19 protein-coding genes are annotated in these 23,685 nt (G+C 45.7%); 12 read left to right on the top strand and 7 right to left on the bottom strand.

Features of this window, described 5'->3' with window-relative positions; translation table 11 throughout:
- Position 1 precedes the first annotated feature (1 nt).
- The gene (locus BUC50_RS00550; protein WP_013047763.1) at positions 2–886 is read left to right on the top strand and encodes a DMT family transporter; all 885 of its coding nucleotides are present in this window, start codon (positions 2–4) and stop codon (positions 884–886) included.
- On the opposite strand, the gene BUC50_RS00545 is transcribed toward BUC50_RS00550, so the two are convergent.
- Complete coding sequence (locus BUC50_RS00545) at positions 868–2,070, bottom strand: CdaR family transcriptional regulator (RefSeq protein ID WP_013047764.1); 1,203 nt, start codon at positions 2,068–2,070, stop codon at positions 868–870. The two genes, BUC50_RS00550 and BUC50_RS00545, sit on opposite strands and share 19 nt — an antisense overlap.
- Positions 2,071–2,537: 467 nt before the next feature.
- On the opposite strand from BUC50_RS00545, the gene BUC50_RS00540 reads away from it, so the two are divergent.
- The 5 genes from BUC50_RS00540 (at position 2,538) to BUC50_RS00520 (ending at position 8,205) form a co-directional block, all read left to right on the top strand.
- Positions 2,538–3,908 (top strand): DUF3798 domain-containing protein, encoded by a 1,371-nt coding sequence (locus BUC50_RS00540; RefSeq protein ID WP_013047766.1) that lies wholly within the window; start codon positions 2,538–2,540, stop codon positions 3,906–3,908.
- A 134-nt stretch (positions 3,909–4,042) separates the two neighbouring features.
- The gene (locus BUC50_RS00535; protein ID WP_013047767.1) at positions 4,043–5,653 is read left to right on the top strand and encodes a sugar ABC transporter ATP-binding protein; all 1,611 of its coding nucleotides are present in this window, start codon (positions 4,043–4,045) and stop codon (positions 5,651–5,653) included.
- Entirely contained in the window at positions 5,653–6,696 is a 1,044-nt protein-coding gene (locus BUC50_RS00530) for an ABC transporter permease subunit (RefSeq protein WP_041459464.1), read from the top strand. The genes BUC50_RS00535 and BUC50_RS00530 overlap by 1 nt, the downstream gene beginning before the upstream one ends.
- Positions 6,696–7,799 (top strand): ABC transporter permease, encoded by a 1,104-nt coding sequence (locus tag BUC50_RS00525; RefSeq protein ID WP_041459465.1) that lies wholly within the window; start codon positions 6,696–6,698, stop codon positions 7,797–7,799. The genes BUC50_RS00530 and BUC50_RS00525 overlap by 1 nt, the downstream gene beginning before the upstream one ends.
- 25 nt (positions 7,800–7,824) lie before the next feature.
- The gene (locus BUC50_RS00520) at positions 7,825–8,205 is read left to right on the top strand and encodes a DUF6672 family protein (RefSeq protein WP_013047770.1); all 381 of its coding nucleotides are present in this window, start codon (positions 7,825–7,827) and stop codon (positions 8,203–8,205) included.
- Positions 8,206–8,259: 54 nt separating this feature from the next.
- Here the strand turns inward: BUC50_RS00520 and BUC50_RS00515 are convergent, their stop codons facing one another.
- The 4 genes from BUC50_RS00515 to BUC50_RS00500 all read right to left on the bottom strand — a co-directional run bounded on the left by BUC50_RS00515 (position 8,260) and on the right by BUC50_RS00500 (position 12,502).
- Positions 8,260–8,859 carry a nitroreductase family protein gene (locus tag BUC50_RS00515; protein ID WP_013047771.1) on the bottom strand — a complete coding sequence of 200 codons (600 nt, stop codon included), beginning with the start codon at positions 8,857–8,859 and terminating at the stop codon, positions 8,260–8,262.
- A 24-nt stretch (positions 8,860–8,883) separates the two neighbouring features.
- On the bottom strand, positions 8,884–10,251 hold the full coding sequence (mnmE, locus tag BUC50_RS00510) for a tRNA uridine-5-carboxymethylaminomethyl(34) synthesis GTPase MnmE (RefSeq protein WP_013047772.1): 1,368 nt from the start codon (positions 10,249–10,251) through the stop codon (positions 8,884–8,886).
- 211 nt (positions 10,252–10,462) lie between these two features.
- A complete protein-coding gene (locus BUC50_RS00505; RefSeq protein ID WP_013047773.1) occupies positions 10,463–11,686 on the bottom strand; it encodes an aminotransferase-like domain-containing protein in 1,224 nt (407 codons plus the stop codon).
- A 186-nt stretch (positions 11,687–11,872) separates the two neighbouring features.
- Complete coding sequence (locus tag BUC50_RS00500; RefSeq protein ID WP_013047774.1) at positions 11,873–12,502, bottom strand: M48 family metallopeptidase; 630 nt, start codon at positions 12,500–12,502, stop codon at positions 11,873–11,875.
- Positions 12,503–12,733: 231 nt separating this feature from the next.
- On the opposite strand from BUC50_RS00500, the gene BUC50_RS00495 reads away from it, so the two are divergent.
- Positions 12,734–14,701 carry a transglycosylase SLT domain-containing protein gene (locus tag BUC50_RS00495; RefSeq protein ID WP_273015099.1) on the top strand — a complete coding sequence of 656 codons (1,968 nt, stop codon included), beginning with the start codon at positions 12,734–12,736 and terminating at the stop codon, positions 14,699–14,701.
- Positions 14,702–14,755: 54 nt separating this feature from the next.
- Here the strand turns inward: BUC50_RS00495 and BUC50_RS00490 are convergent, their stop codons facing one another.
- Both BUC50_RS00490 and BUC50_RS00485 read right to left on the bottom strand, forming a co-directional pair.
- Complete coding sequence (locus BUC50_RS00490; RefSeq protein WP_013047776.1) at positions 14,756–16,876, bottom strand: CDC48 family AAA ATPase; 2,121 nt, start codon at positions 16,874–16,876, stop codon at positions 14,756–14,758.
- 119 nt (positions 16,877–16,995) lie between these two features.
- Entirely contained in the window at positions 16,996–18,207 is a 1,212-nt protein-coding gene (locus tag BUC50_RS00485; protein WP_213700939.1) for a pyridoxal phosphate-dependent aminotransferase, read from the bottom strand.
- Positions 18,208–18,360: 153 nt separating this feature from the next.
- Between BUC50_RS00485 and BUC50_RS00480 the strand changes: the two genes are divergently transcribed.
- The 5 genes from BUC50_RS00480 (at position 18,361) to BUC50_RS00460 (ending at position 23,544) form a co-directional block, all read left to right on the top strand.
- Positions 18,361–19,572, top strand: coding sequence for a 2,3-bisphosphoglycerate-independent phosphoglycerate mutase (locus BUC50_RS00480; RefSeq protein ID WP_286677035.1), 1,212 nt, complete (start codon positions 18,361–18,363; stop codon positions 19,570–19,572).
- 24 nt (positions 19,573–19,596) lie between these two features.
- Positions 19,597–20,691, top strand: a complete 1,095-nt coding sequence (locus BUC50_RS00475; RefSeq protein ID WP_013047779.1) for a 3'-5' exoribonuclease YhaM family protein — start codon at positions 19,597–19,599, stop codon at positions 20,689–20,691.
- Positions 20,692–21,636, top strand: a complete 945-nt coding sequence (locus tag BUC50_RS00470) for an RluA family pseudouridine synthase (protein WP_013047780.1) — start codon at positions 20,692–20,694, stop codon at positions 21,634–21,636. It begins immediately after the preceding gene.
- Positions 21,637–21,789: 153 nt separating this feature from the next.
- Complete coding sequence (locus tag BUC50_RS00465) at positions 21,790–21,993, top strand: hypothetical protein (protein WP_013047782.1); 204 nt, start codon at positions 21,790–21,792, stop codon at positions 21,991–21,993.
- Positions 21,994–22,263: 270 nt separating this feature from the next.
- Positions 22,264–23,544, top strand: coding sequence for a Glu/Leu/Phe/Val family dehydrogenase (locus BUC50_RS00460; protein ID WP_013047783.1), 1,281 nt, complete (start codon positions 22,264–22,266; stop codon positions 23,542–23,544).
- The last annotated feature ends 141 nt before the right edge of the window (positions 23,545–23,685 follow it).

Here is a 23,685-nt window from a genome sequence, read left to right as displayed (position 1 = left end):
AGTGACATCTTCTACCCATCCGCGACTTAAGGTGCTTCTTGCGGTTCTATTTTGGGGAGGGTCTTATACAGCTACTAAAATAGCTGTATCTCGGGTTTCTCCAGTAGCTGTTTTGTGGCTTCGTTTTGGAATTGGGGCAGCTGTACTTGGGCTAGTCCTTTTTCTGAAAAAGAGGCTCCAGCTCCTTCCCCTCCATCAAATGACAGAGCTGTGCTTTCTGGGTTTCTTTGGGGTTTTTCTGCATAATTACATCCAAGCATGGGGCCTTCGCACAGCAGCTGCTGGAATATCCGCGCTTATCATAGCCTGCACCCCCGTTATCATCGCATTGCTCAGTGCTTTTTTACTTAAAGAAAAACTCGTCCAAAGACAATCTTTGGGAATTATCATGGCTGCCTTTGGTGTGCTTTTTATTCTTTCAAAAGGGAATTTAGCCTTTCTGAAAGAGGGCAATTACAGTTTCGGGGAATTGCTCGTGGTTTGTTCTGCTTTCACCTGGGCTCTTTTCTCTGTTTTTTCCAGAAAGGCGCTTAAAACCATTCCCCCAGCCTTGGCCATGTTCTATGTCATTTTATCCGGCTGGTTTTTTTCGTCGATCCCCTTTCTGTTTCAGGGTGTCAGAGAAATTTCAAAGCTGGATATGGCGGGCTGGGGAAGCACACTTTTTCTTGGAGTCTTTTGTTCCGCTCTTGCCTATGTTTTTTGGTACGATGCTTTAAAATTACTTCCCGCCTCAGAAGTTGGGGTATTTCTCTATATCAGTCCTATTGTAGCTGTAGCTGTGGCTTGGATATTCCTTGGAGAACCCCTTCTTCTGTCTAGTATCATTGGCGGGGGACTGGTTTTGACAGGAGTAAGTATCGTTAATTATCGCAAAAAGAGCTGACTGTCACCCCTATCAGAAAGTTCGTGGATAATGATTGCTGTATAAAGAGAAAATATCTCTTTGAAATTCTGAGAATCAAGCCCGCAGATAGACTCAATTTTATTGATCCTGTAGTTGAGCGTGTTTTTATGGATGTTGAGAGCTTGAGCAGCAGCGCTTGGGCTAAAACGGTGCTCGCACCAGACCCGAAAGGTATGAATGAGCTCCTGACTGTCGGAAGCTTTCCTCAAAGGAGCTAAATGGGAATTTCTGTAACGTTCGGCAACATCGCGGCTCGCTGTAGTCAGGAGATCTTCAAGCATCATGTCTCCGATAGAATAGATCCCCGGTTTTTGATAAATATTTTTCCCTATAGTAACGGCTTTCCAGGCGTCGCGATGGGAAGCTGGGAGCCTTGACAGGTTTTGAGCAAGAGATCCAATGCCAATGACAATATGTAGCCCTTTCTCCTGGAGAAGGCCTTGTAGCACTTCACATTCTTTTCGAGTTCTTTCCACGACTTCCTTTTCATTGAGCAAAGAGTTAGCGGCCCTTAATATCTCATAGCGGTCAGAATCCATCATGGTTGAAATGTCTTGAGGTCGGTTAAAGGCTGTTCTTATGGCCATGAGCACGTCCATCTGGGTATAGGGGGCAGTTCCCACGTCTGTAACCTTGTCTGCCGGTCGGGAATAGAGTAATTCCGCTGCTACGGCAATTCTTGGAATTTGAAGCTCAAACCCAAGTCCGCGTGCTGAAACATACAATGATGATTCATCATCGCGCTCGGGGTTAAAAGAGGCGATTTGCTCCATAAGGGTTTGGATAGCCCGGCTTCGAATAAAGAAAACTTCAGAGAACAACTTTTCGCTTAATATCAGCTCTGTATGCTTTTTTACAAGCAGGCCAAATTGGGTAACTCTTGCTGGGGAACCTGTGAGGGCTATGGTTCCAATTCTTTTCCCAGTAAATTCGATAGGTAAAGTTACCCCAGGTTTCACGCCCGTTAAATGTGTAACTTCGTTCTCTCTCTGGATGGAAATCTTTCCTGTTTGGATTGCTTCAAGGGAAGGTTCATGAAGAGACCCCTTCCTGCTAGGATCGCTAGCCCCGATAATGATTCCTTTTTCATCAGTAATAATCAAGTCTATATTTATAAGCTCGGCGGTAGAAGAAGCGATTTTTTGTGCAATTTTTTCAAGCATCACTTAGTTCCTCCCTAATTTTAGTTCTACTCGTTATGTCTTTGTGTAAAAATACAATAAAGTATCTAATAAATTTGTTATTACTGTTTTATTGAACCATGTTATGTGTTTTATTTTGTGTATAATATACTTAAAGAACAAAAAAGACAAGCCAGATCCTGTCAAAGTGAATCAGGAGCGAACTATTGCAAAAACTCCAAGTGATGGGTTTGGTTGAGGTCATAAGAGAAATTGAGGAGTCATATGAGGAATGGCCTGGCCGTGCCATTAAAAATAAATTTCCCCTTTCCCACGGGAGGACAAAAATGTCCTCCCGTTTATTTTTTATTTAATTTGTTTACTTTGGTAAAGAAATGATCACTTTAGATAAGAATTCTCTTGTCTTTTCTATGCTTTATTCATAGAATAGGCATGGTGAAGTCTTCAAATAAAAGTATAGACTTATATCTAAAGTGGGGGGTAACGTCATGAACAAACAGAAACTTATCGTTTTAGTTATTGTTCTTTTAGTTGCTGTAGGTGGTTGGATGATGATGGGGAACAAACCTCAGGAACAGGCACCTGCTCCACAGCCCCAGGCTGAACAGCCTGCGGAGCCGGCACCAGCGGAGAAGCCAGCTGAGGCACCAGCAGAAGCTCCAGCGGAACAGCCGGCTGAAGAGAAACCTGCAGAAGCACCTGCACCTGCTGAAAAGCCAGCAGAAGCTCCAGCAGAAAAAGCTGCATTCCATATTGGCATTTGCACTGGTACAGTTTCACAGTCCGAAGATGACCTTCGGGGGGCAGAGCGGCTTATCGAAGAATACGGCAGTGTCAGCGATGGCGGTATGATCCAGCACATTACCTATCCGGACAATTTCATGGTTGAAATGGAAACCACTATTGCCCAGATTTCAGGGTTGGCAGACGATCCTCTGATGAAAGCTATCATCGTGAACCAGGCGATTCCAGGAACAACAGAGGCCTTCAGAAGAGTTCGTGAAAAACGCTCTGATATCCTTCTTTTCGCTGGCGAGGCTCACGAAGATCCAGGGGTTATCGAATCAGCGGCAGACCTTGTCATCAACTGTGACAATATAGCTCGTGGATATCTTATTGTAGATGCGGCGAAGAAAATGGGAGCAAAAGAATTTGTTCATATTTCCTTCCCTCGTCACATGAGCTATGAGCTTCTTTCTCGCCGTCGTAACATTATGGAAGAGGCATGCAACGATCTTGGCATAGGCTTCCATTTTGAAACGGCTCCAGACCCGACAAGCGACGTGGGAGTTGCAGGTGCACAGCAGTTTATTCTTGAGAAAGTTCCCGCCTGGCTTGAGAAGTATGGGAAAGATACGGCATTCTTCTGTACAAATGACGCTCATACAGAACCCTTGCTGAAGAGGATCGCAGAAGAGGGCGGATATTTTGTAGAAGCGGATCTTCCTTCACCTTTGATGGGATATCCTGGCGCTCTTGGCATTGAACTATCTGATGTGAAGGGTGACTGGCCCGCAATTCTCAAGAGAGTGGAAGAGGCAGTTGACGCTAAAGGCGGAGCAAAGAGAATGGGGACATGGGCATACTCTTATGGCTATACTACCACTGCTGCCCTTGGCGAATTTGCCAGGAGAGTACTGGAAGGTGCTGTAGAGGTTGAAAATATGGAAGCACTTTTCGAATGTTACGGAAAATATACTCCAGGGGCTAAGTGGAACGGAAGCCTTTACACCGATATTGCTACTGGCGTAGTGAAAAACAACCATATCCTTGTCTATCAGGATACTTACGTGTTTGGCCTTGGTTACCTTGGAATGACTGAAGTAGAGGTACCGGAGAAATATTTCTCCATTAAATAATGGGCCCCGTAGAAACAGCATAGCAACAAAGATACAAGCCTTTTCAGGGGAGGAAACTTTCCTCCCCTTTATATCTGCTCCTATTTCCGGGGAGATTTTCTAATAGAAGGCTTAGACGTGAAGAGGTGACAGCAATGGCTCTATCTGAACCCTTATTGAAGATGGAAAATATCGGTAAAGCGTATTTTGGCAACAGAGTGTTAAAAGATGTAAGTTTCACCCTCGAGAAGGGACAAATCCTTGGACTTGTTGGAGAAAATGGTGCGGGGAAATCCACTTTAATGAACATCCTTTTCGGGATGCCTGTAATACAGGAAACAGGTGGTTACGAAGGCAAGTTTTTTATTAACGGCCAGGAAGCTCAATTTAAAAGTCCCTTTGATGCTCTTGATGCGGGAATAGGAATGGTCCATCAGGAGTTTTCCCTTATTCCAGGATTTACTGCAGCAGAAAACATCGTTCTAAACAGAGAATCTACTCAGTACAACTTTCTTGTGGAATCCTTCGGAGACAGACTTCGCACTCTTAATACTGAAGAAATGAGACAACGGGGAGAAAATGCCATTGAAAAGCTCAATGTTGTGATAAGTCCTGATACCCTTGTTTCAGAAATGCCTGTAGGGCATAAGCAATTTACGGAGATTGCCAGGGAAATCGATAAGAAAAAAACACAGCTTCTTGTCCTTGATGAGCCAACGGCTGTATTGACGGAATCAGAGGCCGAGATACTACTTGCATCCATGCGCAAGTTGGCAGCCCTTGGCATTGCTATTGTTTTTATCTCCCACAGACTTCATGAAGTGATTGATGTCTGCGATAAGATAGTGGTTTTGCGGGATGGGCAGGTTGTTCATGAAACAACGCCGGCCAAAACGAATGTTATGGAAATAGCAACCCATATGGTTGGTAGAAGCATTGAGGCAGCCTTTGCCAGGGATGAGACAGAGAGGTCCCTTGCGGGTAATATCCTCAAGGTAGAGCATCTTTGGGTGGATATGCCCGGAGAAACGGTGCGTGACGTATCTTTCACGGTAAAAGAAGGGGAAATATTTGGAATCGGAGGATTGGCCGGCCAGGGAAAATTAGGAATAGCCAATGGTATTATGGGGATGTATCCATCAGGGGGAACTGTCACCTTTGATGAAACTCCAATAATATTGAATGATCCCCGATCCCCGTTATCTGTAGGCATAGCTTCTGTATCGGAAGACCGTCGAGGAGTGGGACTCCTTCTTGAAGAACCCATCTCATGGAATGTTATTTTTACGGCACTCCAGATGCAGCAAAAATATTTAAAGCCAGTTTTAGGTGGTTTATTTAAGATTCGAGATGAGGAAGCAATCAGGGAAGTCACTAAAAAATATATTGATACTCTAGAAATTAAATGTACTGGGGATTATCAGCGGGTTCAGGAGCTTTCTGGAGGAAATCAGCAGAAGGTGTGTTTAGCAAAGGCCTTTGCTCTCCATCCGAAATTGCTATTTGTTTCAGAGCCCACTCGAGGCATAGATGTAGGGGCTAAGAGAGTAGTTCTTGATACCTTGAGGGAATATAACCAAAAACGGGGAACAACAATTGTTATGATTTCTTCGGAGCTTGAAGAGCTGCGTTCCATATGTGACAGAATTGCTATTGTCAATGAAGGGAAAATTGCAGGAACCCGTCCTGCAACATGCCCCTCTACAGAGTTTGGTCTGCTGATGCTTGGTGAAATCAAAAACGGGGCAGAAAAGGTGAGTGTATGATGAATAGCTTACGAAATTTTGTAGAAAAAGCCGGTTGGCCCAGAGTTATTATAGGCCTTTTCCTCATCGGCCTTTTTGTCATGGCACCCTTTGTCAGGGTTCGCGTAGATACGTCCATCAGTGATACCCTTGTCCGTTTTGGCATGAATGGGGTCATGGTTTTGGCCATGGTTCCCATGATCCAGGCAGGATGCGGGCTTAATTTCGGTTTGCCTCTAGGGATCATTGCCGGTCTTTTAGGAGCAGTAACAAGTATCGAAATAGGCATAACAGGTCTTATGGGAGTGCTCACAGCCATGGCCATCGCTGCTCCCATAGCGGTTGTACTTGGCTGGCTCTATGGACAGCTGCTCAATAGAGTCAAGGGTGGCGAAATGATGATCGCTACCTACGTTGGTTTTTCCTCTGTTGCTTTTATGTGTATCATGTGGCTTGTCCTTCCATATAAAAGCCCGAACATGGTGTGGGGGTATGCGGGAACTGGGTTGAGAACCACTATTTCCGTGGATGGCTACTGGAACAGAGCCATTAGTGACATACTTTCTTTTAAGTTAGGTAACTTTTTCTATTGCCCCACAGGTATGATTCTCTTTTTCGCACTTCTGTGTTTTGTAATGTGGCTATTCATGAAGACGAGAGTTGGAACGGCTATGACCACTGTAGGGTCGAATCCTGAATATGCAAAAGCGGCTGGGGTGGATGTGAATAAAATGAGGACCCTTTCAGTCATCCTCTCTACTGTTCTTGGCGCAATTGGGATCATCATATATGAACAGAGTTTTGGCTTCATACAGCTGTATATGGGGCCTTTTTACATGGCTTTCCCCGCGGTAGCCGCTATTCTCATAGGGGGAGCATCGGTAAACAAAGCGTCTATCTTCAATGTTGTTGTTGGTACAATCTTGTTTCAAGGCATTCTGACCATGACTCCATCGGTCATTAATAGCCTCATTGAGACTGACATGTCAGAAGTCATACGGATCATAGTATCCAACGGTATGATTCTGTATGCTCTCACGAGGGCGGTGAAAGTGAAATCATGATGACAAAAAAAACGTCTTTTCAGGATAATTTGATCCATTTTCTTATTAGCAACGCCGTTCCAATCATATTCATAGCTCTAAGCGCAGTTGCTATTCCAATATCGCGGTTCTCACCCCAATATTTGGTACAGGAGATGCTTGTGCGCCTAGCCCGAGACTCTTTTCTTGTCCTTTCCCTTCTTATTCCAATTATGGCAGGCATGGGGCTGAATTTTGGTATGGTGTTAGGGGCGATGGCTGGAGAAATAGGGCTCATTCTTATTACAGACTGGAACGTGGTGGGCATTCCCGGAATGCTTTTGGCCATGATCATATCAACTCCGCTGGCTATCTTCCTTGGATGGATGTGCGGTGTGATTCTGAACAAGGCTAAGGGGCGCGAAATGGTAACATCTTTTATACTGGGATTTTTCATGAATGGCGTCTACCAGCTTATTGTCCTATATGGTTTTGGAAGTGTCTTTCCTATTAAGAGCCCTGATCTTGTTCTATCAAGAGGATTCGGCATTCGCAATGTAACCAATCTTGAAAACATACGAAAATGCCTCGATAATTTTATTCCACTCACCATAGGAGGCGTCTCTATTCCTGTTGCGACATTTTTAGTCATCGCTGTCTTTTGTATCTTTGTGGTATGGTTCCGCAAAACAAAGTTGGGGCAGGATATGCGGGCAGTGGGGCAGGATATGGAAGTTGCCGATTCTGCAGGTATCCCTGTGGAGCGGACCCGCATCATTTCTATAGTTATATCCACTGTTCTCGCTTGTTACGGACAGATACTCTTCTTACAGAACATAGGTACCATGAATACCTATAACAGTCATGAGCAGGCTGGGATGTTTGCTATCGCTGCCCTTCTTGTTGGAGGAGCGAGTGTTACGAAAGCTACCATTCCCAATGTTTTTCTAGGGGTTGTGCTTTTCCATCTCATGTTTGTAGTTTCGCCTATGGCTGGCAAGTATCTCATTGGCGAGGCGCAGTTAGGTGAGTACTTTAGAGTCTTTGTTTCCTATGGAATTATTGCAATAGCTCTTGTGCTTCATGCATGGCGCCGGCAGCGGGATAAAGAGCGGGCACGGCGGGCTTTGCGTGGAAATGCCTAACAGTGCGTAGACAGGAGGCATTATGATGAGGCGAATGACAGTAAACGTGGGATTGATCATATTTTTTGTAATTTTTTCTATATTTCTTTATAACGCTGGAAAAGGGTACAATTTGCTTATAGATAACAAAGCCATAACCATGGACGGGAAAGACCTGGCTCCGTATCCATGGGTAAGAGTTAATATAAGCACGGCAAGAAAGCCAGTCTTTCTGAAAGCCGGCGGACGGGATGTTCTTTTTGTTGTTGGGAAATCCCACACCATCCATGTAGAGATCATGGATGAAAAGAAAAATGTTGTTAAGGAAATAGAGAAAAAGTTTAAATTGACTCGCCAGTCAGGAGATTTTTTAAGTATCCCAGCCCTGGGAGAAGATATGCCCCAATGGATTCAAAAACGTTCTTAACGTACAAACACAAGGAACCTGGTTGTCAAACCAGGTTCCTTGTGTTTGTAATGGCTAATCTGTAAATTTTTTCCCCCACGCCCGGGTAAAAACAAATTCACGAACCCTTTTCCGTTCCCGGGGTTCCAGCTCTTCTTGTTTTAGTAGCTCAGGCAGCTCGTCAGGGGTTCCAGGATATCCTATCGCTATTGCGGTCATGGGATCGTATTCTTCCGGTATGTTATAGGTTTTTCGTATACATGATTTGGAAAATCCCGCCATGGGATGAACAGCTAACCCCATAGCCGTTGCTTGAAGGGCCATGTTCTGTATGGCCATCCCAAGATCGTGGAAGGCATAGTGGTTTATTTTTCCATTGAGTGCAAAGACCGTTCTTGCTATGCCAATTACAAGGACAGGAACATGTTGGGCCCAAACCTGATTCTGTTCTACGAGGCATGAAAGCATGACCTCAAATTCTTTAATGTTTTCCTTTGTAGCTATAATGAAAAACCAGGGTTGATCATTGTAACATGACGGAGCCCACCGGGCAGCTTCGAAAAGAGATAGAAGTTGATCTTTACTCGGAATCTGCTTTGTAAATGCTCTTGGGCTCCACCGACTGCAAAGAAGTTCGTGTATCGGATACTCAGTTTTCGCTCTTTTTTCCATCATTTTCGCCCCCTTTTTAATAATGCTCTATTTTCCCACACAAAACTGGCTGAAAATAGTTTCCAAAAGGGCGTCATCGACAGAAAGGCCCAGCAGTCGCTCCATACAGGTTCGCCCGTCATAAAGGCATGCGGCGACTACATCTTGTCCCATCCCTTCGTTAAGGGCAGATATTCCCTGGCCAAGAGCCTGGATAGCTTTGCGAATCTCCTCTACTTGACGGGAAGAAGCATTGAGGCCCGATGTCAATGTTCCCCCACCGGCAATATTAGTGACAATAGCATCTTTTAAAGCCTCTATTCCTTCTCTTTTTTCTGCCGAGATGACGAAGACAGGACTCTGAGGCAATAGCCCGTTTATCATTTCTTCTGAAATAACGAGTGGAAGATCGGCCTTGTTAATGGTTACGATATGGTTGGTTGCCGATATTTTTTGAACAAGGGCGAGATCTGCAGGGGTTAAAGGTTCACTTCCGTCAATAACCCAGATTCTTACGTCAGCCTCCATCATAGCTTTTTCAGCTCGAGCTATTCCCATAGCCTCTATTTCATCTCCAGGGGCGCCAATGCCCGCAGTATCAACCAATCGAATAGGGATGCCGCGGTATGTAAGAACTTCTTCGATCAAATCTCTCGTAGTTCCAGGTATGGCTGTAACAATAGCCCTGGATTCCTTGAGTAAGGCATTAAGAAGAGAAGATTTTCCCACGTTAGGTCGGCCTACCAGGGCAACGCGAATTCCTTCCCGAAGGAGAAAACCAGTATTACACCGATCCAGTAAGTCTTCCAGCCCTTGTTTCAAAGTGTAAAGAGCAGACTCGACTCCTTCGTTTTCTATAAAAGGGATATCTTCTTCGGGAAAATCAAGGCCAACTTCGATAGAAGACGAGATTGTGAGCATCTCATTATAAATATCCTTTGCAAAGCTGGAAAGTTCCCCTCTTAGGGTACGTGTCGCTGCGCGAAGGGCTTCTTCGCTTTTAGACCTGATTATGCCTAATACCGCTTCAGCTTGTGAGAGGTCAATTTTCCCGTTCAGAAAAGCGCGACGGGTAAATTCCCCTGGCTCGGCCAATCTTGCCCCCTTCCCGATAAGGGACTCCAGGCATTTTTGAGCGACCAGCGTTCCGCCATGAGTTGATATTTCAACCATCTCTTCCCCTGTGTAACTTTTAGGGGCCCTAAACCACGAGAAAAGAACCTGATCTATAGGTTCTTTCTTTTCATCAAGGAGATATCCATTCCGTAAAACGCGCGGGGGAGTTTCTGACAAAGGTCGAATGCCATGCACTACCTCATCAGCAAGTTCTCGTGAATTAAATCCCGAGAGCCTGACTATGGCAATGCCGGCTTCCCCCCAGGCTGTTGAAATAGCGGCAATAATATCTTCTGACATGGATGTCTCCTCCCTGCTTTGGGTAGAAATTTCTCCCATGCCAGTATCTTACAACAAAAAGAGCTGCTTCTGAGAAGCGGCTCTTAAATAAAACTAAAAAGTTTCTTTATGGTTTTGCCGAAGCAGAAAATTCCTTCGTCGACCATTTCATTCGAAGCGAAGGTGTAAACAGAGCAAAAGGGGGCGCTTTAATTAGCGCCCCCTGCTTAGCTTATACCGTTGCTATTTGAGCAAGCTCTTGCACTGCTTCAGCTAAACGTTTGACCCCTTCCTCCGTTACTTCCGGCGAGGGGAAGGTGTAGCAGAGGCGTGCATTATGAATGCCGCTTCCTGGCTTCGTGCAGAAGGGTTCCCCAATGACAAAAGCAACCTTTTTCTCAATCGCTTTTTTGAAAAGATCCTTCGTATTGATTTGAGGGAAATTCAGCCAATAGAAGAAGCCACCTTCCGGCTTAACCCATGAAACGCCGAGGGGTTCTAAATGGCGTTTAAAGCTTTCCTGCATGGCATCTCTTTTAACGCGATAATTGTCGATAATGACGGGAATATGCTTATCAAGATGACCGTTTCTGCAATATTCGGCTACAAGGGCCTGGGCAATGGTACTGGTGCATAAATCCGCTGTTTGTTTGAAAACGGTCATCTTTCTAATTATTTCTTTCGAACCCGTAACCCATCCAATACGGCTCCCTGGAGAGAGGATCTTCGAGAAAGAGCCGGCATAAATCACTCCGCCAGCATCGTCAAGGGAGAATATAGAAGGCAAATGCTCGCCATCAAATCGTACGTACCCGTACGGATCGTCTTCAAAGATGGGAATGGAGTACTTGTGTGAAATCTCAACAAGTTTCTTTCGTCTTTCCAGAGTCATAGTAGAACCGCCAGGATTCTGGAAGTTAACAATGGTATAAATGAATTTTACCTTTTTCCCCTCTTTGCGGGCCTTTTCAATGATCTCAGGTAGAAGATCCACTTGCATTCCTTCCCCGTCACAGGGAACTCCCAGGAATTCCGCCCCATGGTTATAGAATGTAGATAGCGCGGCAAGATACGTAGGATCTTCCGTTATAACGAAGTCTCCTCTGTCGATTATTGCCCATGAAAAAAGATCAAGAGCCTGCTGAGAGCCCGTGGTGATAAGCATTTCGTCTAAAGCGGCTACTTTCCCCATGCGAGGTGATGTCCATTCTGCGAGAAACTCTTTCAGTGGGGGGTAACCTTCAGTGGTGCCGTATTGAAGAAGATTTTTACCATCTTCTTTTAAAATATGGACACCTTCGTAAAATTCGTCCACGGGGAATATTTCTGGTGCCGGCATTCCACCAGCAAAGGAAATCATGCCTGGTTGCTTAATAACCGCAAGCATTTCTCTTACAGGTGAAGGCCTCACGTTCTTAGCGTTGTAGCTAAAATTTTCTTCCCAAACCTTACTCAACAATATCGCCTCCCCATTGGCTTGTTAATAAAGTCCATCAATTCTGAAAACAATGAAGTAAAAGGCTATAAATTGTAAACTACATTGTTATAAGTAAGAAAAAACAAGACAGTACAAAACAATTATATCACTGAACGAGGAAAAAGAATGTTCCTTAGCCAGAAATAAAATATACATATTGCGCCCCTATTTCTGACTATAGGCTCGGGCAGTAGCCCTGGCATGTTCCAGGCGGCGTTCTGTTGGGGGGTGTGAGTTGAAGCCGCTAGGGGATGTTTCGTATCCCGCTTCTTTCATTTTTTCAAGGGCCTGTACCAGTCCCCAGGCACTATAACCAGCCTCTACCGATAATTTAATACCATAATCATCAGCTTCAACTTCCTGTTCACGGCTAAATCCCGACTCGGCAAGAGTTATGCCAAGACCAGCCAAAAGTTCGTTGCTTTGATTTCCTTTAAGGCTTTTGTAAAGAAGACTCCAGAGCAAGTTCCTTCCTACGGTGCTCCCATAATGATTAAGCTTGATATGTCCTGTTTCATGGGCAAGAATCCCGGCGATCTGGTCTTCAGTGTCGAGAATTTTCAGCAAGCCCGTTGTAACATGTACAGAGTAACTGTCTCCAGAAAAACGAACCCAGGCATTAGGTTCTTTTTTGTCTTCTATAGTAATAGGATCGGTCTTGAGCCCAGCAGCCTTAGATATGCGCTCCCAGGCGAGGTTTGCCTTTTGTGGTGATAGGGCTGCATGGGCAGATCCGACAATAAGCAATAGTGCGATAAAGAGTGAAAGAATTTTTATGGCAAGGTGTTTTCTCATAGGGTCACCCTCTTTCTTTGTCAATGCTAACATAGAGAGGAGGGAGCTTCCAATAGGTAAAAGTATAGAACTTTTGTAATAGCGAAATTCTAATAGAATTCATCTGTAAGGATTTGATAAGCTCGACATTGCATAAAAATTTTTATGGCCAAATACGTAATATTACTTCGATAGAGGTTCTTTCATCATTTATAATGAAAAACCACCATCTTGATTGGAAGGAGGATTGACGTGTTGATAAGAAAACTTCATGTTCTGGCAATAGTATTGCTTTTTCTATCAGTAAGTGCAGGAATGGCAGTTGGTTCCCCAGATACATCTCAGCCCCCTTCTGTGGAAGAGGCTTTCTGGAAGAGAGAATGGAAGACCATAGACGAATTTCTCAAACTTGATCATGCGGCCCTTTCTCCAAGAGAACTGACCTTAGGGGCGAATGCTCTATGGCTGCAGAAGCGATGGGGGGAGGCCCTTGCTCTTCTTCAGAAAATAGATGAAGCGGATTTCCCCTCCGCATTAGTTCCCTATCGGGATATGATGATTGTTCTCGCCCTTGAGAGGACTGGTGAAAAACAGAAAGCATATGAGAGAGCTCAGGGGCTTCTTAACAAGGTTCCGGAAGAACTGGGTTTCTATGTAGCCTATGCACTTTCCCGCCTTTCTGATGATAATGAAACTCGAAGGTGTTGGCTTGAAACAATGCTAACAAAAGCTACAAACCAGGCACAGACGATTCAGACCCTTAACGAGCTGTTACGGACGGCAGGTGATAATTTGGCCTATGCCCTGCAGCTATTAAAATTTGAACCTATGAATAGCCAGGCTTTGTCCTGCCTTGGAAAGAGTCCGAGACCTTATGGCGGGCCTGTCGCAAACGCCCTTGGGTATGCAGCCTATTTGCGGGGAGAATATGCCAAAGCCATCCCCCTTTTTTTAGAGGTTCCTCTAGACTCAGCCGATGGCCTCAAGTCCCGTTACTATAGGGCAGTTTCCCTTTACCGCCTTGAGCGGTATGAAGAGGCATTGAAATTGTGGGAATGGCTGGCTCTGAATGGTAAAAGCTATGGAGAATCTTCTGTTCGGCGTCTGGGAATTCTGGCTGGCCAGGGGGAAAGGGAGAAAACTCTTGAATCATTGCAGCGCATAGCTGATAGAGGAAATTCTACAGTGCGGCCAAAGGCTCTTTACTCTCTTTACACCCTTGTACCTGAAGAACAGAAGGAGTTTCTTAAAAAAGAACTCATTGATAAGTATGCAATGACGGAAGGGACCCAGGCCATTCTTTGGGACGATGCTTGGCAAGCCTGGAAAAAAGGCAACACACGGGAAGCCCTTCGCATATGGGAGCACTTCCTTTCACTGAGCAACGGCACCATGAGAGAACGGCTTTTATATTGGACTGCCAGAGGGTATGAGAAGCTTGAGCAAAAAGGCAAGGCAGAGGAACTTTTTCATACGCTTATTTCGGATTACCCTCTCTCAATATACAGTTTCCTCGCTTCACCAGGGGGGCCATCCTTTACTGGAGAAACCCCGTCAGAGCTCGAGAGAGAAAAGTGCGAGCTTGAAGAATGGGGGTTCGTTTTTTACGCGAGATTGAGACTTCTGAAAGAAGGAAGTAGTTCCGCCTATTATCGGGCTGCTATTCTCTCAGAATGGCTTGAAGATGAGCCTGGAGCCTACAGTGCGGCATCGACATTGGCTTCTGCCCTTTTAAAGAAAAATCCCTTGCCTAAAAAAGGCATCTGTTTTTTATATCCTCGCCCTTATCGCGGCCACGTTCTCCAGTCAGCAGAACGATTTGGTGTGGAGCCGAATTTGATCTGGTCAGTGATGAAACAGGAAAGCGCTTTTGATGCAGATGTAAACAGCTGGGTTGGGGCCATTGGCCTTATGCAGCTTATGCCAGCTACAGGCAAAGAAGAGGCGAAACTCCTGGGGATGGAAAAAGTGGATCTTTGGCAGCCTGAAACTAATATTTTGCTTGGTGCTTCCCATCTGGGGCGATTGCAAAAACGTTTCCGACGACTTGAATGGGCTATTGCAGCCTATAACGCTGGAGGCGGGGCTGTAGGACGATGGATAAAAGAGGGGGAAGAGCGCCCCTTTGATGAATGGATGGAAGATATTCCCTATAATGAGACGAGAAACTATGTACGTAAAGTGATGGGAAATCTTTTTGTTTACAGAATGCTCTACTAAAAAGTAAGGAGAGGGGCTTTGGTGGTGTACTTCACTAAAGTCCCTTTCCTTTATTTATTGCAGACTGCGGTTGCTTTTCAGAAGGGATAGAGCGATTTCAAAATGATGCTTTTCTATACATGGCGCCCCTTTTTCTCCAATTTTTAGGAAGTCGCGAATTGCAAGGGCGGAAGCCTTGCGGCAGATAAAATGTATATCCCCTCCGGAGTGTCCCTCAGTGGACCGGACAAGCTCTTCGAGATGTACGTCCTCCGCTAGAGGTTTTTTCTGTAGATGTATCTGGAAGATCTCTAGTCTGGCTTTTGCGTCAGGCATGGGAAGCTCAAGCACCACATCGAACCGGCCGCTGCTCAGAAGGGCTGGGTCAATAAGGTCTATCCTATTTGTGGTAGCGAGAACTGTAACGCCCTTAAGCTCTTCAATGCCGCTCATCTCCGCAAGGAATTGACTGATGACCCGCTCTGTAAAGCTGGCGCCAGCCCCGCTATCCCGCCCACGAATGGGGACGAGAGATTCTATTTCATCAAAATAGAGAATAGAAGGAGACGCCTGCTTCGCCTTTTTAAACACTTCCCTTATGGCCCGTTCGCTTTCCCCCACATATTTTGACATTAGAGCAGGCCCCTTTACCGGTATAAAATTCACACCGCTTTCGTGAGCCAGGGCCCTTACCAGCAGGGTTTTTCCTGTACCGGAAGGCCCGTGCAGCAATATGCCCTGGGGAGGAGTGATATTAAATTTTTCGTATACGCTGTTATATTTAAGAGGCCACTGCACTGCTTCGATAAGCTCCTCTTTAATAGCTTCAAGACCGCCGATATCACTCCAGGTTACGTCTGGAACCTCCACAAACACTTCGCGGATAGCGGATGGTTCCACTTCTTTCAGTGCGTCGAGAAAATTCTCCATAGTGACATTCATAGAGAGAAGCTTTTCGTAGGGAATGACGGCCTGTTCATAGTCGATACATGGCAAAAGCTCTCTGAGAGAAGACATGGCGGCTTCCTTAGCCAGTGCTTCCAAGTCGGCTCCTACAAAACCGTGGGTAATGTCTGACAGGCGCATGAGATCAACATCTTCTGCCAGGGGCATCCCTCTTGTATGAATTTGCAAAATCTCAAAGCGGCCATTGCGGTCAGGGATGGGGATGGAAATTTCCCGGTCAAAGCGGCCAGGGCGCCGCAACGCAGGGTCAAGGGTGTTGGGAATATTTGTTGCCCCTATAACAATAACCTGTCCACGGGATTCCAATCCATCCATAAGAGCCAGGAGCTGGGCAACAACTCGCCGCTCTACCTGTTTTTCACCACCCATTTCTTCACGCTTGGGGGCGATAGCGTCTATTTCATCAATGAAAATAATCGCAGGAGCGTGGGCTTGGGCTTCATCAAAGACATTCCGCAGACGCTCCTCACTTTCACCGTAAAACTTGCCGATAATTTCGGGCCCGGAAATGTGGGTGAAATAAACGTCAGTTTCATTTGCTACCGCTCTTGCGATAACAGTCTTCCCTGTGCCAGGGGGGCCGTAGAGCAGCACCCCTTTTGGGGGCTGCACGCCTAGCCTGTCAAAGACCTGGGGGAAGCGTAGAGGCAATTCTATCATTTCACGCACACGCTGAATCTGAGGGCCGAGCCCGCCAATATCTTCGTAGGAGATCCGTGAGGTTTTTTGCTCCTGGGATAGTTGTTTTTCAACGTTTATATAGGTGGCATTGCTTATTAGGACAATTCCTTTAGGGGTCGTGTCCGTTACAAGAAAATCACATGTCCTTGTCCCATAAAGATTTGCCCGTATACGATCCCCTTCTATCACTGGCAGTCCCTCGAGGAGGTTGCTGAGATAGACCGAATCCCGTTCTTTTTCCAGAAGGGGAGTGGATGTCAGGGGCCTGAGGGTGATGCTCCCTGCAAAATGATGATCCACCTTGTGGATAGAAATCTTTTCATCAAGTCCTACTTGAGCATTCTCTCTGGTTATCCCATCGATTTGAATAGCTTTTTGTCCCATATCTCCAGAGTCGCAAGCCAGCAGCCGGGCAGGTGTTTTCCGCTTCCCTTCCAGTTCTATGATTTGTCCCTCTGAAAGCCCATATCTTTTGATATCTTCAGGATCGATACGGGCAATGCATCGCCCCACGTCTTTTGACAGGGCCTCTTTAACTCGTAACGGCATTGTGAAGCGCTCCCTTCAGTTCAGAATAAACCAGAATATATGCTACCACAAAGGCCCTTTCCGGGGTATCCTCCGGAAAGGGCCTTTGTAAGAGACTTAAAGATTTCTTTGCGTTTCTATTATTGGGCCGATACGGGTTCTACCCGCCCCGGGTAGGCCTCAAGAGCCGCCTTGAGTATATCCATGGCCTTTACGAGGTCTTCGTTTTTAAGAACATAGGCAAGGCGGGCTTCGTTTTTGCCCAGTCCAGGAGTGGCATAAAATCCTTCTGCTGGAGCTGCCATCATGGTTTCTCCGTTGATGTCAAAGTTCTGAAGCATCCAGATAACAAATTTTTCTGCATCATCGACGGGCATTTTTACAACAACGTAGAAGGCGCCTTTTGGCTGTTCGCAGACAACCCCAGGCATAGACTGAAGGGCTTTATAAAGGGTATCCCTTCTCGACTGATATTCCTTATTCACTTCTTCAAGATATGAAACCGGGGTGTTGTAAAGGGCCGTAGCCCCTACCTGCTCGAGAGTGGGAACACAGAGCCTTCCTTGACATAGTTTCAGGATTTGTTTCATAAGCTCTTCATTCTTAGATGCGACACACCCAATACGAGCACCACATGCACTATAGCGTTTTGACACAGAATCGATGATAATAACCCTATCTTCCACATCAGAAAGGTTTCCGAAGCTTGTGTACTTAAGTCCATCATAGACGAACTCTCTGTACACTTCATCGGCGATGATATAAAGATCGTGTTTTTTTGCGAGATCTGCCAACATCCTCATTTCATCAGCAGTGTAGATGGTTCCTGTGGGGTTTCCAGGGTTAGAAATGAGAATGCAGCGAGTTTTGGGAGTGATAACGGCTTCGATCTTTTCCTTGGGAGGAAGATGAAAGCCCTCTTCTGCCTTTGTTGTAATCGGAACGATATTGACATTGACGCATTTTGAAAAAGCATTGTAATTTGCATAGAAAGGTTCGGGAATCAAAATCTCTTCTCCTGGGTCACAAGTGGCCATTACAGCAAACATAATAGCTTCGCTTCCGCCGTTTGTCACAAGGATATGCTCCCGCTCGAAATGAATATCGTAGCCTTCATAGTATCTCCTCATGGCATCGCGAAGTTCGTTGCTGCCCTGGGATGTAGAGTATGCGATAACTTCCTGAGCGAAATCTTTAATAGCCTGGAGGAATGAGGGAGGAGTTTTGATGTCCGGCTGACCAATATTCAAATGATACACTTTCTTCCCTTTTGCTTTTGCTTCATCGGCGTATGGAATCAGTCTTCTAATGGGAGAAGACTGCATAGCCATAATTCTGTTAGAAAACCTCATGAAACAACGTCCCCCTTAAAATAGAAATTATGAAGCAGAACCTCATTTAAATGATAGCATAAGAGTATAAAAACGTTAACACATTCCCAAAGGGTAAGATGTAGTGAAGAATTTCCTATAAAAATATATAATTTGAGTTCCGGAGGTGTTCAAATGCATTCTCGAATGAGTTTATTGCATTCTCTTGCAACAGACAACGAAAAAAAGATGGTACTGCTTGTTATGGATGGTTTGGGAGGAGTCCAAGGGGCTGATGGGTCGACAGAACTTGAAAAAGCTCAGACCCCTCTTATGGATCGCCTTGCCGCGGAGTCGGAGTTAGGCCTTCTCTCTATGGTGGATGTAGGTATTACCCCGGGGAGCGGCCCAGGCCATCTTTCTCTTTTTGGTTACGACCCTCTCTCCTGGTCTATAGGAAGGGGAATCCTCGAAGCTCTTGGAGTGGGAGCCCATGTCGGGGCGGGGGATATATGTGCCCGAGGAAACTTCTGTACAGTTGGTAGTGAAGGTATTATTGTAGATCGACGGGCTGGGCGTATTCCTACAGAAGAGAGCGCTAAGGTGGTAAAAAAACTTCAAGACGCCATTCGGTCCATAGATGATGTTCAGGTTACCTTCTACCCGGGCCTTGAACATCGTTTTGTCGTGGTATTTTCAGGAGAAGGGCTCTGTGAGGAAGTCAACGACGCCGACCCTCAAAAAGAAGGGCTTCCCATGCGGTGGGCCGTAGCACAAAATGAAAAAGCACGCCGAACAGAGGAGATTATTAATGCCTTTATTAAGGAGGTATGGGATGTTCTAAATGATGAGCACCCCGCCAATGGATGTCTTTTGAGGGGATTTTCTTCAGCTCCACATATTCCATCCCTTGGCGAACTCTACAAGATAAAACCGGTTGCACTAGCAACGTATCCCATGTACAGAGGGCTTGCCAGTCTCGTAGGAATGGATGTCAGAGATGCGGGAGAGACCCTTGAGCAGCTTTTTCATGCGGTAGGAACCTATTGGGACGACTATAATTTTTTTTACGTCCATGTGAAATATACAGACAGCCGCGGAGAAGATGGAAACTTTTCTGAAAAGGTAAGAGTGATAGAAGATGTCGACCGCCTGTTGCCCAAGATTCTCGATCTGCGGCCTGACGTGCTAGCTATTACTGGAGACCACAGCACTCCTGCCATTCTTGCGGGCCATTCCTGGCATGATGTCCCTCTTTTGCTCTGGAGCCCTTACGCCCGTCGAAGTGGTGCGGCAGAATTTGGAGAAAAATCGTGTGCTCAAGGAAATATAGGCCATATGCAGGGAGAAAAACTTATGGGACTCATGCTGGCTCACAGTCTAAAATTGAATAAATACGGTGCCTGATTTAGAAAGATTGGAAGTGATTTCGTGGCTGAAGCAGAAACCCTTAAGAAAATGACTGAAACTGTTAAGAAACAGAATGTTTTAGGAACGGGAGCTGTTAAAAAATTGCCTCGAGACAGTAAATTTTATTGTCTTGGCGTAGTGAGCAAGCTGGCTTCTAAAAAAGATAAGAATAACAAGACCTATTGGGAACTCTCTTTGATGGATAAAGAGGGGACCATCGAGGGAAAGATATGGGGCAATGCCGAATGGTGGGATTGCCGCCCAGAGGGGCAGAATGAAACAGGATCCCATGAAGCCGCAGAGTCTAAAAAAAAGATAGATCCCCTCACATGGGAATGCATGTCTGACCTTCAAGGGCAAACAGTAGGATTGCTGGGACAAGTCGCAGAATTTAGAGGGCAGCCTCAATACAACTTTAATGCCATTTATTATGTGGATCAGAACAAGTATCCGCCTTACACTTTTGTGCAGAGATCTCCATTTCCCCTTGAAGAAATGAAGAATGAGTTTTTTGGCCTTGTTGAAAGCTGCCAGCCGCCAATAAAAGACTTCTTGGCCTTTGTCTTCAGTGGGGATTTCTGGAGGCAGTTCGAAAATTGGCCTGCTGCTGTTTCCCATCACCACGCCTATGTTTCCGGGTTACTGGAACATACCCTGGGAGTGGCCAGGCTGGCCTGCGGCATGGTAGATGCCAGTACCAGTTCTGGATATGGCGCGAATCGAGATCTTGTGGTAGCGGGAGCTCTTCTGCATGACATAGGAAAAATTGACTCTTACCGTCTCTCTCCAGCTCCTGAAATGACAGTGGAAGGAACAGTAATCGACCACATTGTTCTGGGGTATAATCGTTTTTCTCGTCTGGCAGAGGATTTTGGACTGGACGAAAAGTACGCTGCAGCTTTAGGGCATATTATTGTCAGTCACCACGGCTGTAAGGAATTTGGCTCACCTGTGGTTCCTGCGACTCCTGAAGCCATGATCGTTTCAGCGGCTGATGAACTCGACTTTAAGCTCTATTGCTGGCGCGACGCGGTGGATCAGATCGATGAGGGAAAAGAAATTTCAGAATGGAATTACTCTGCTCAGCGCCGTTTCTGGAAATGGGAGCTGGAATAGATGTCCTATACATTTAAAGTTTCAGAGCATCACGCGGGGCGAAGACTGGATAAAGTGATCCGCACCTTATGGCCCAATCTTCCCCTGGGTGCCATGATGAGGGGGATACGCAAGGGGCTTGTCCGTGTGGATGGGAGAAAAACATCTTGTTCCGTCCGCCTGGAAGATGGGCAGTCTGTTTATGTTCCGTGGGAAGAGCCTGAGCTCATTGAGAAATCGGTGAAAACAAAAAGAACAGGAGCCCTTTCAATAGTGTATAAAGACCATTACATTATGGTCCTTAACAAAGAGGCGGGGCTTATTATCCAGCCAGACCAGTCAGGAGAAGAGAGTCTTATTGAGCGGGTATGGCTAGAGGTTGAACCGGAAGGTGATTTCAGAGCCTGTGCAGTCCATCGCCTTGACCGCAATACTACGGGGCTTGTAGTGGTAGCATTACACGGCCAGTCCCTTAGGGAATTGCAGCGGGCTTTTCGTGATAACGATGTGGACAAAACCTATCTTGTGGCTGTCCGGGGACAGACGCCTCTGGAGGGGGATATTACAGCCCCCTTGCAGAAAGACAGAGACCACAACATTGTTACTGCGAGCCCTGACGGCCTGCCAGCTCATACCCATTACGAGAAAATAGCGGGAGATGACGAATGCTCTCTTCTCAAGGTCAGTCTTTTGACTGGGCGTTCCCATCAGATACGGGTACATTTGGCCATCTCGGGGTATCCAGTCATAGGAGACGTGAAGTATGGGGATTTTGCTTTAAATAAGCAATGGTATCATCGCATTCGATTGGATCATCCCCTGTTGCACGCGTGGAAGATTTCTTTTAGGAGATTAAACCCCCCTCTCTCATATATAGAGAGAAGGGAATTTTCTGCGCCGCCAGATAGACTTTTTTTAAAATTCCTTCGTACAAAGGGTTGGCAAACATACCTTGAGGGGGTATAATGTTCTCTAGCAAGGTAAATGGAGGTGCATTATATGAGGAATCTAAAGATATCAGTGTCAGACAAGGCATTTGAGCGTCTATCAAAAATGGGAGAAGGCCATCTTGTTGAGAGAACTATAGGTGGGGGTTGAGCCGCAGTTAGGGCCGTTCTCGTGGAGAGCGGCAAGGCACCAGTAACAGAGGGGTATTCTGCCTATGAGACTGAGGGAGTGACTTTGTGGATTCCTGATTTTATGGCCTTTAAGAACGATGAGGTTATTATTGACCTGAAAGGTTTTTTATGGGCGGCAAATCTTGTTGTAGTATCCGCCCTCCTCGGGCAAGGTTCAGGCTGCGGCAGTTGCAGCTGTCATTAAACGCTAAGAACATAAGCAAGAACAAGAGACGGTTTTCAATGACCGCCTCTTGTTTTTTTGATGAAATATGAATAATAATACAGTATATTTTATTCTTTTTATAGACTAGTGAGAATTATTTTAGGTATTAAGAATTATTTGTAGGAAAACGATGTTTTTTATTGGTTGGTCTGGAGAATTCGTGATATGATTATCAACTGAATGCTCCTTAAAATGAAAGGAGCACAATTAGCGGCGTGAGCCGTCAGCATACCAGGAGGTGTTTGTTAGATGTCCGTGGTTAAGCGTACGTCCTCTAATGTACTCCTTGACACCGCTCTGAAAAATTTTTATGCAGCAGCCGAAGAAATGGGTCTTGAAGATGGGCTTATCGATATTCTGAGCCATTCCGAAAGAAAGTTGGCTGTTTCTATTCCTGTTGAAATGGACGATGGGACAGTCAAGGTTTTTGAAGGTTACCGCGTGCAGCATTCTACAGCTATTGGGCCGGCTAAAGGTGGAGTTCGTTTCCATCCTGAAGTGTGCCTTGATGAATGTGAAGCGTTGTCAATGATGATGACATGGAAATGCTCCCTCGCCGGTATTCCTTATGGCGGAGGCAAGGGTGGAGTGTCTTGCGATCCTCTTGAAATGTCCAAACGGGAGAAAGAGCGTGTGGCAAGAACTTATGCCGCCCGTATAGAGCCTTTTGTCGATGCCTGGACAGATGTTCCAGCTCCTGACCTGGGAACAGGCGCGCCTGAGATGGTCTGGTTTATGGATACGATCAGTAAAATGAGAGGACGCCTGGAGCCAGCTATTTTTACGGGAAAGCCCATAGGACTTTGGGGATCAAAAGGGCGAACAGCAGCGACAGGGTACGGTGTTGCTACTTGTGCACTTGAGCTTTTTAAAGCCCTGAAAAAAGATGTTAAGGGCGCTACCTTTGCTATTCAGGGTTTTGGAAATGTTGGCACCTACTCTGCAAAGACTCTGCAGGATGCTGGTGGAAAAGTCGTAGGCATCAGCGATATTACCGGAACCTATTATTGTAAAGACGGTATTGATGTTGATAAGGCTATGAACTATGTTCAGAACATTCACCCGAAGAGACTTCTTGAGGGCTATGAACAGCCCGGTCTTGAAAAGATGGGACTTTCCGACATTCTCTTCCTTGATGTAGATCTCTTTATTCCTGCGGCTCTTGAAGGCGTTATCAATGCTAATAACGCTGATAAAGTGAGGGCCAAGTACATTGTAGAGGCAGCCAATGGGCCTCTTACACCAGAAGGCGATGCTATTCTCGATGAAAAAGGCGTATTGATCGTACCCGACTTCCTTGCCAATTCCGGTGGAGTTATCGGTTCCTACTTCGAGTGGGCCCAGAATCTCAGCGGTTTCTTCTGGTCTATTGAAGAGTACAACGAGCGTCTGATCCGTATCATGAAAGACAACTTTGCAAAAGTTTGGGATTACTCCCAGGAGAAAAATGTCAAAATGCGTCGAGCAGCCTTTATGGCAGCGATTCAGCGTGTTTCAGACGCGGTCCGTATGAGAGGGGTTTTCCTTTAAGTTCTAGATTCTTAAGCACATAAAAGCAGGGGCATTTTCCGTTGTCCCTGCTTTTGCTTTTTTAGCTGCTTGTTATTATAATTTTTTCTTTATCCCATCAAATCAAAAAACGTAGATCAGTAAGATCTATTACCGCCGAGG

Origin of the sequence: Aminobacterium sp. EBM-42 (assembly GCF_001896635.1) — a bacterium.
GTDB lineage: Bacteria > Synergistota > Synergistia > Synergistales > Aminobacteriaceae > Aminobacterium > Aminobacterium colombiense.
Note: the sequence above shows the minus strand (reverse complement) of the source record. Positions and strands in the feature narration are given on the sequence as shown.

What these genes read in the sequence shown, in the direction of transcription:
- BUC50_RS00545 (WP_013047764.1), bottom strand. Translation starts at nt 2,070, where the DNA reads ATGCTTGAAAAAATTGCACAAAAAATCGCTTCTTCTACCGCCGAGCTT.
- BUC50_RS00540 (WP_013047766.1), top strand. Translation starts at nt 2,538, where the DNA reads ATGAACAAACAGAAACTTATCGTTTTAGTTATTGTTCTTTTAGTTGCT.
- BUC50_RS00535 (WP_013047767.1), top strand. Translation starts at nt 4,043, where the DNA reads ATGGCTCTATCTGAACCCTTATTGAAGATGGAAAATATCGGTAAAGCG.
- BUC50_RS00530 (WP_041459464.1), top strand. Translation starts at nt 5,653, where the DNA reads ATGAATAGCTTACGAAATTTTGTAGAAAAAGCCGGTTGGCCCAGAGTT.
- BUC50_RS00525 (WP_041459465.1), top strand. Translation starts at nt 6,696, where the DNA reads ATGACAAAAAAAACGTCTTTTCAGGATAATTTGATCCATTTTCTTATT.
- BUC50_RS00520 (WP_013047770.1), top strand. Translation starts at nt 7,825, where the DNA reads ATGAGGCGAATGACAGTAAACGTGGGATTGATCATATTTTTTGTAATT.
- BUC50_RS00515 (WP_013047771.1), bottom strand. Translation starts at nt 8,859, where the DNA reads ATGATGGAAAAAAGAGCGAAAACTGAGTATCCGATACACGAACTTCTT.
- mnmE (WP_013047772.1), bottom strand. Translation starts at nt 10,251, where the DNA reads ATGTCAGAAGATATTATTGCCGCTATTTCAACAGCCTGGGGGGAAGCC.
- BUC50_RS00500 (WP_013047774.1), bottom strand. Translation starts at nt 12,502, where the DNA reads ATGAGAAAACACCTTGCCATAAAAATTCTTTCACTCTTTATCGCACTA.
- BUC50_RS00490 (WP_013047776.1), bottom strand. Translation starts at nt 16,876, where the DNA reads ATGCCGTTACGAGTTAAAGAGGCCCTGTCAAAAGACGTGGGGCGATGC.
- BUC50_RS00485 (WP_213700939.1), bottom strand. Translation starts at nt 18,207, where the DNA reads ATGAGGTTTTCTAACAGAATTATGGCTATGCAGTCTTCTCCCATTAGA.
- BUC50_RS00480 (WP_286677035.1), top strand. Translation starts at nt 18,361, where the DNA reads ATGCATTCTCGAATGAGTTTATTGCATTCTCTTGCAACAGACAACGAA.
- BUC50_RS00470 (WP_013047780.1), top strand. Translation starts at nt 20,692, where the DNA reads ATGTCCTATACATTTAAAGTTTCAGAGCATCACGCGGGGCGAAGACTG.
- BUC50_RS00460 (WP_013047783.1), top strand. Translation starts at nt 22,264, where the DNA reads ATGTCCGTGGTTAAGCGTACGTCCTCTAATGTACTCCTTGACACCGCT.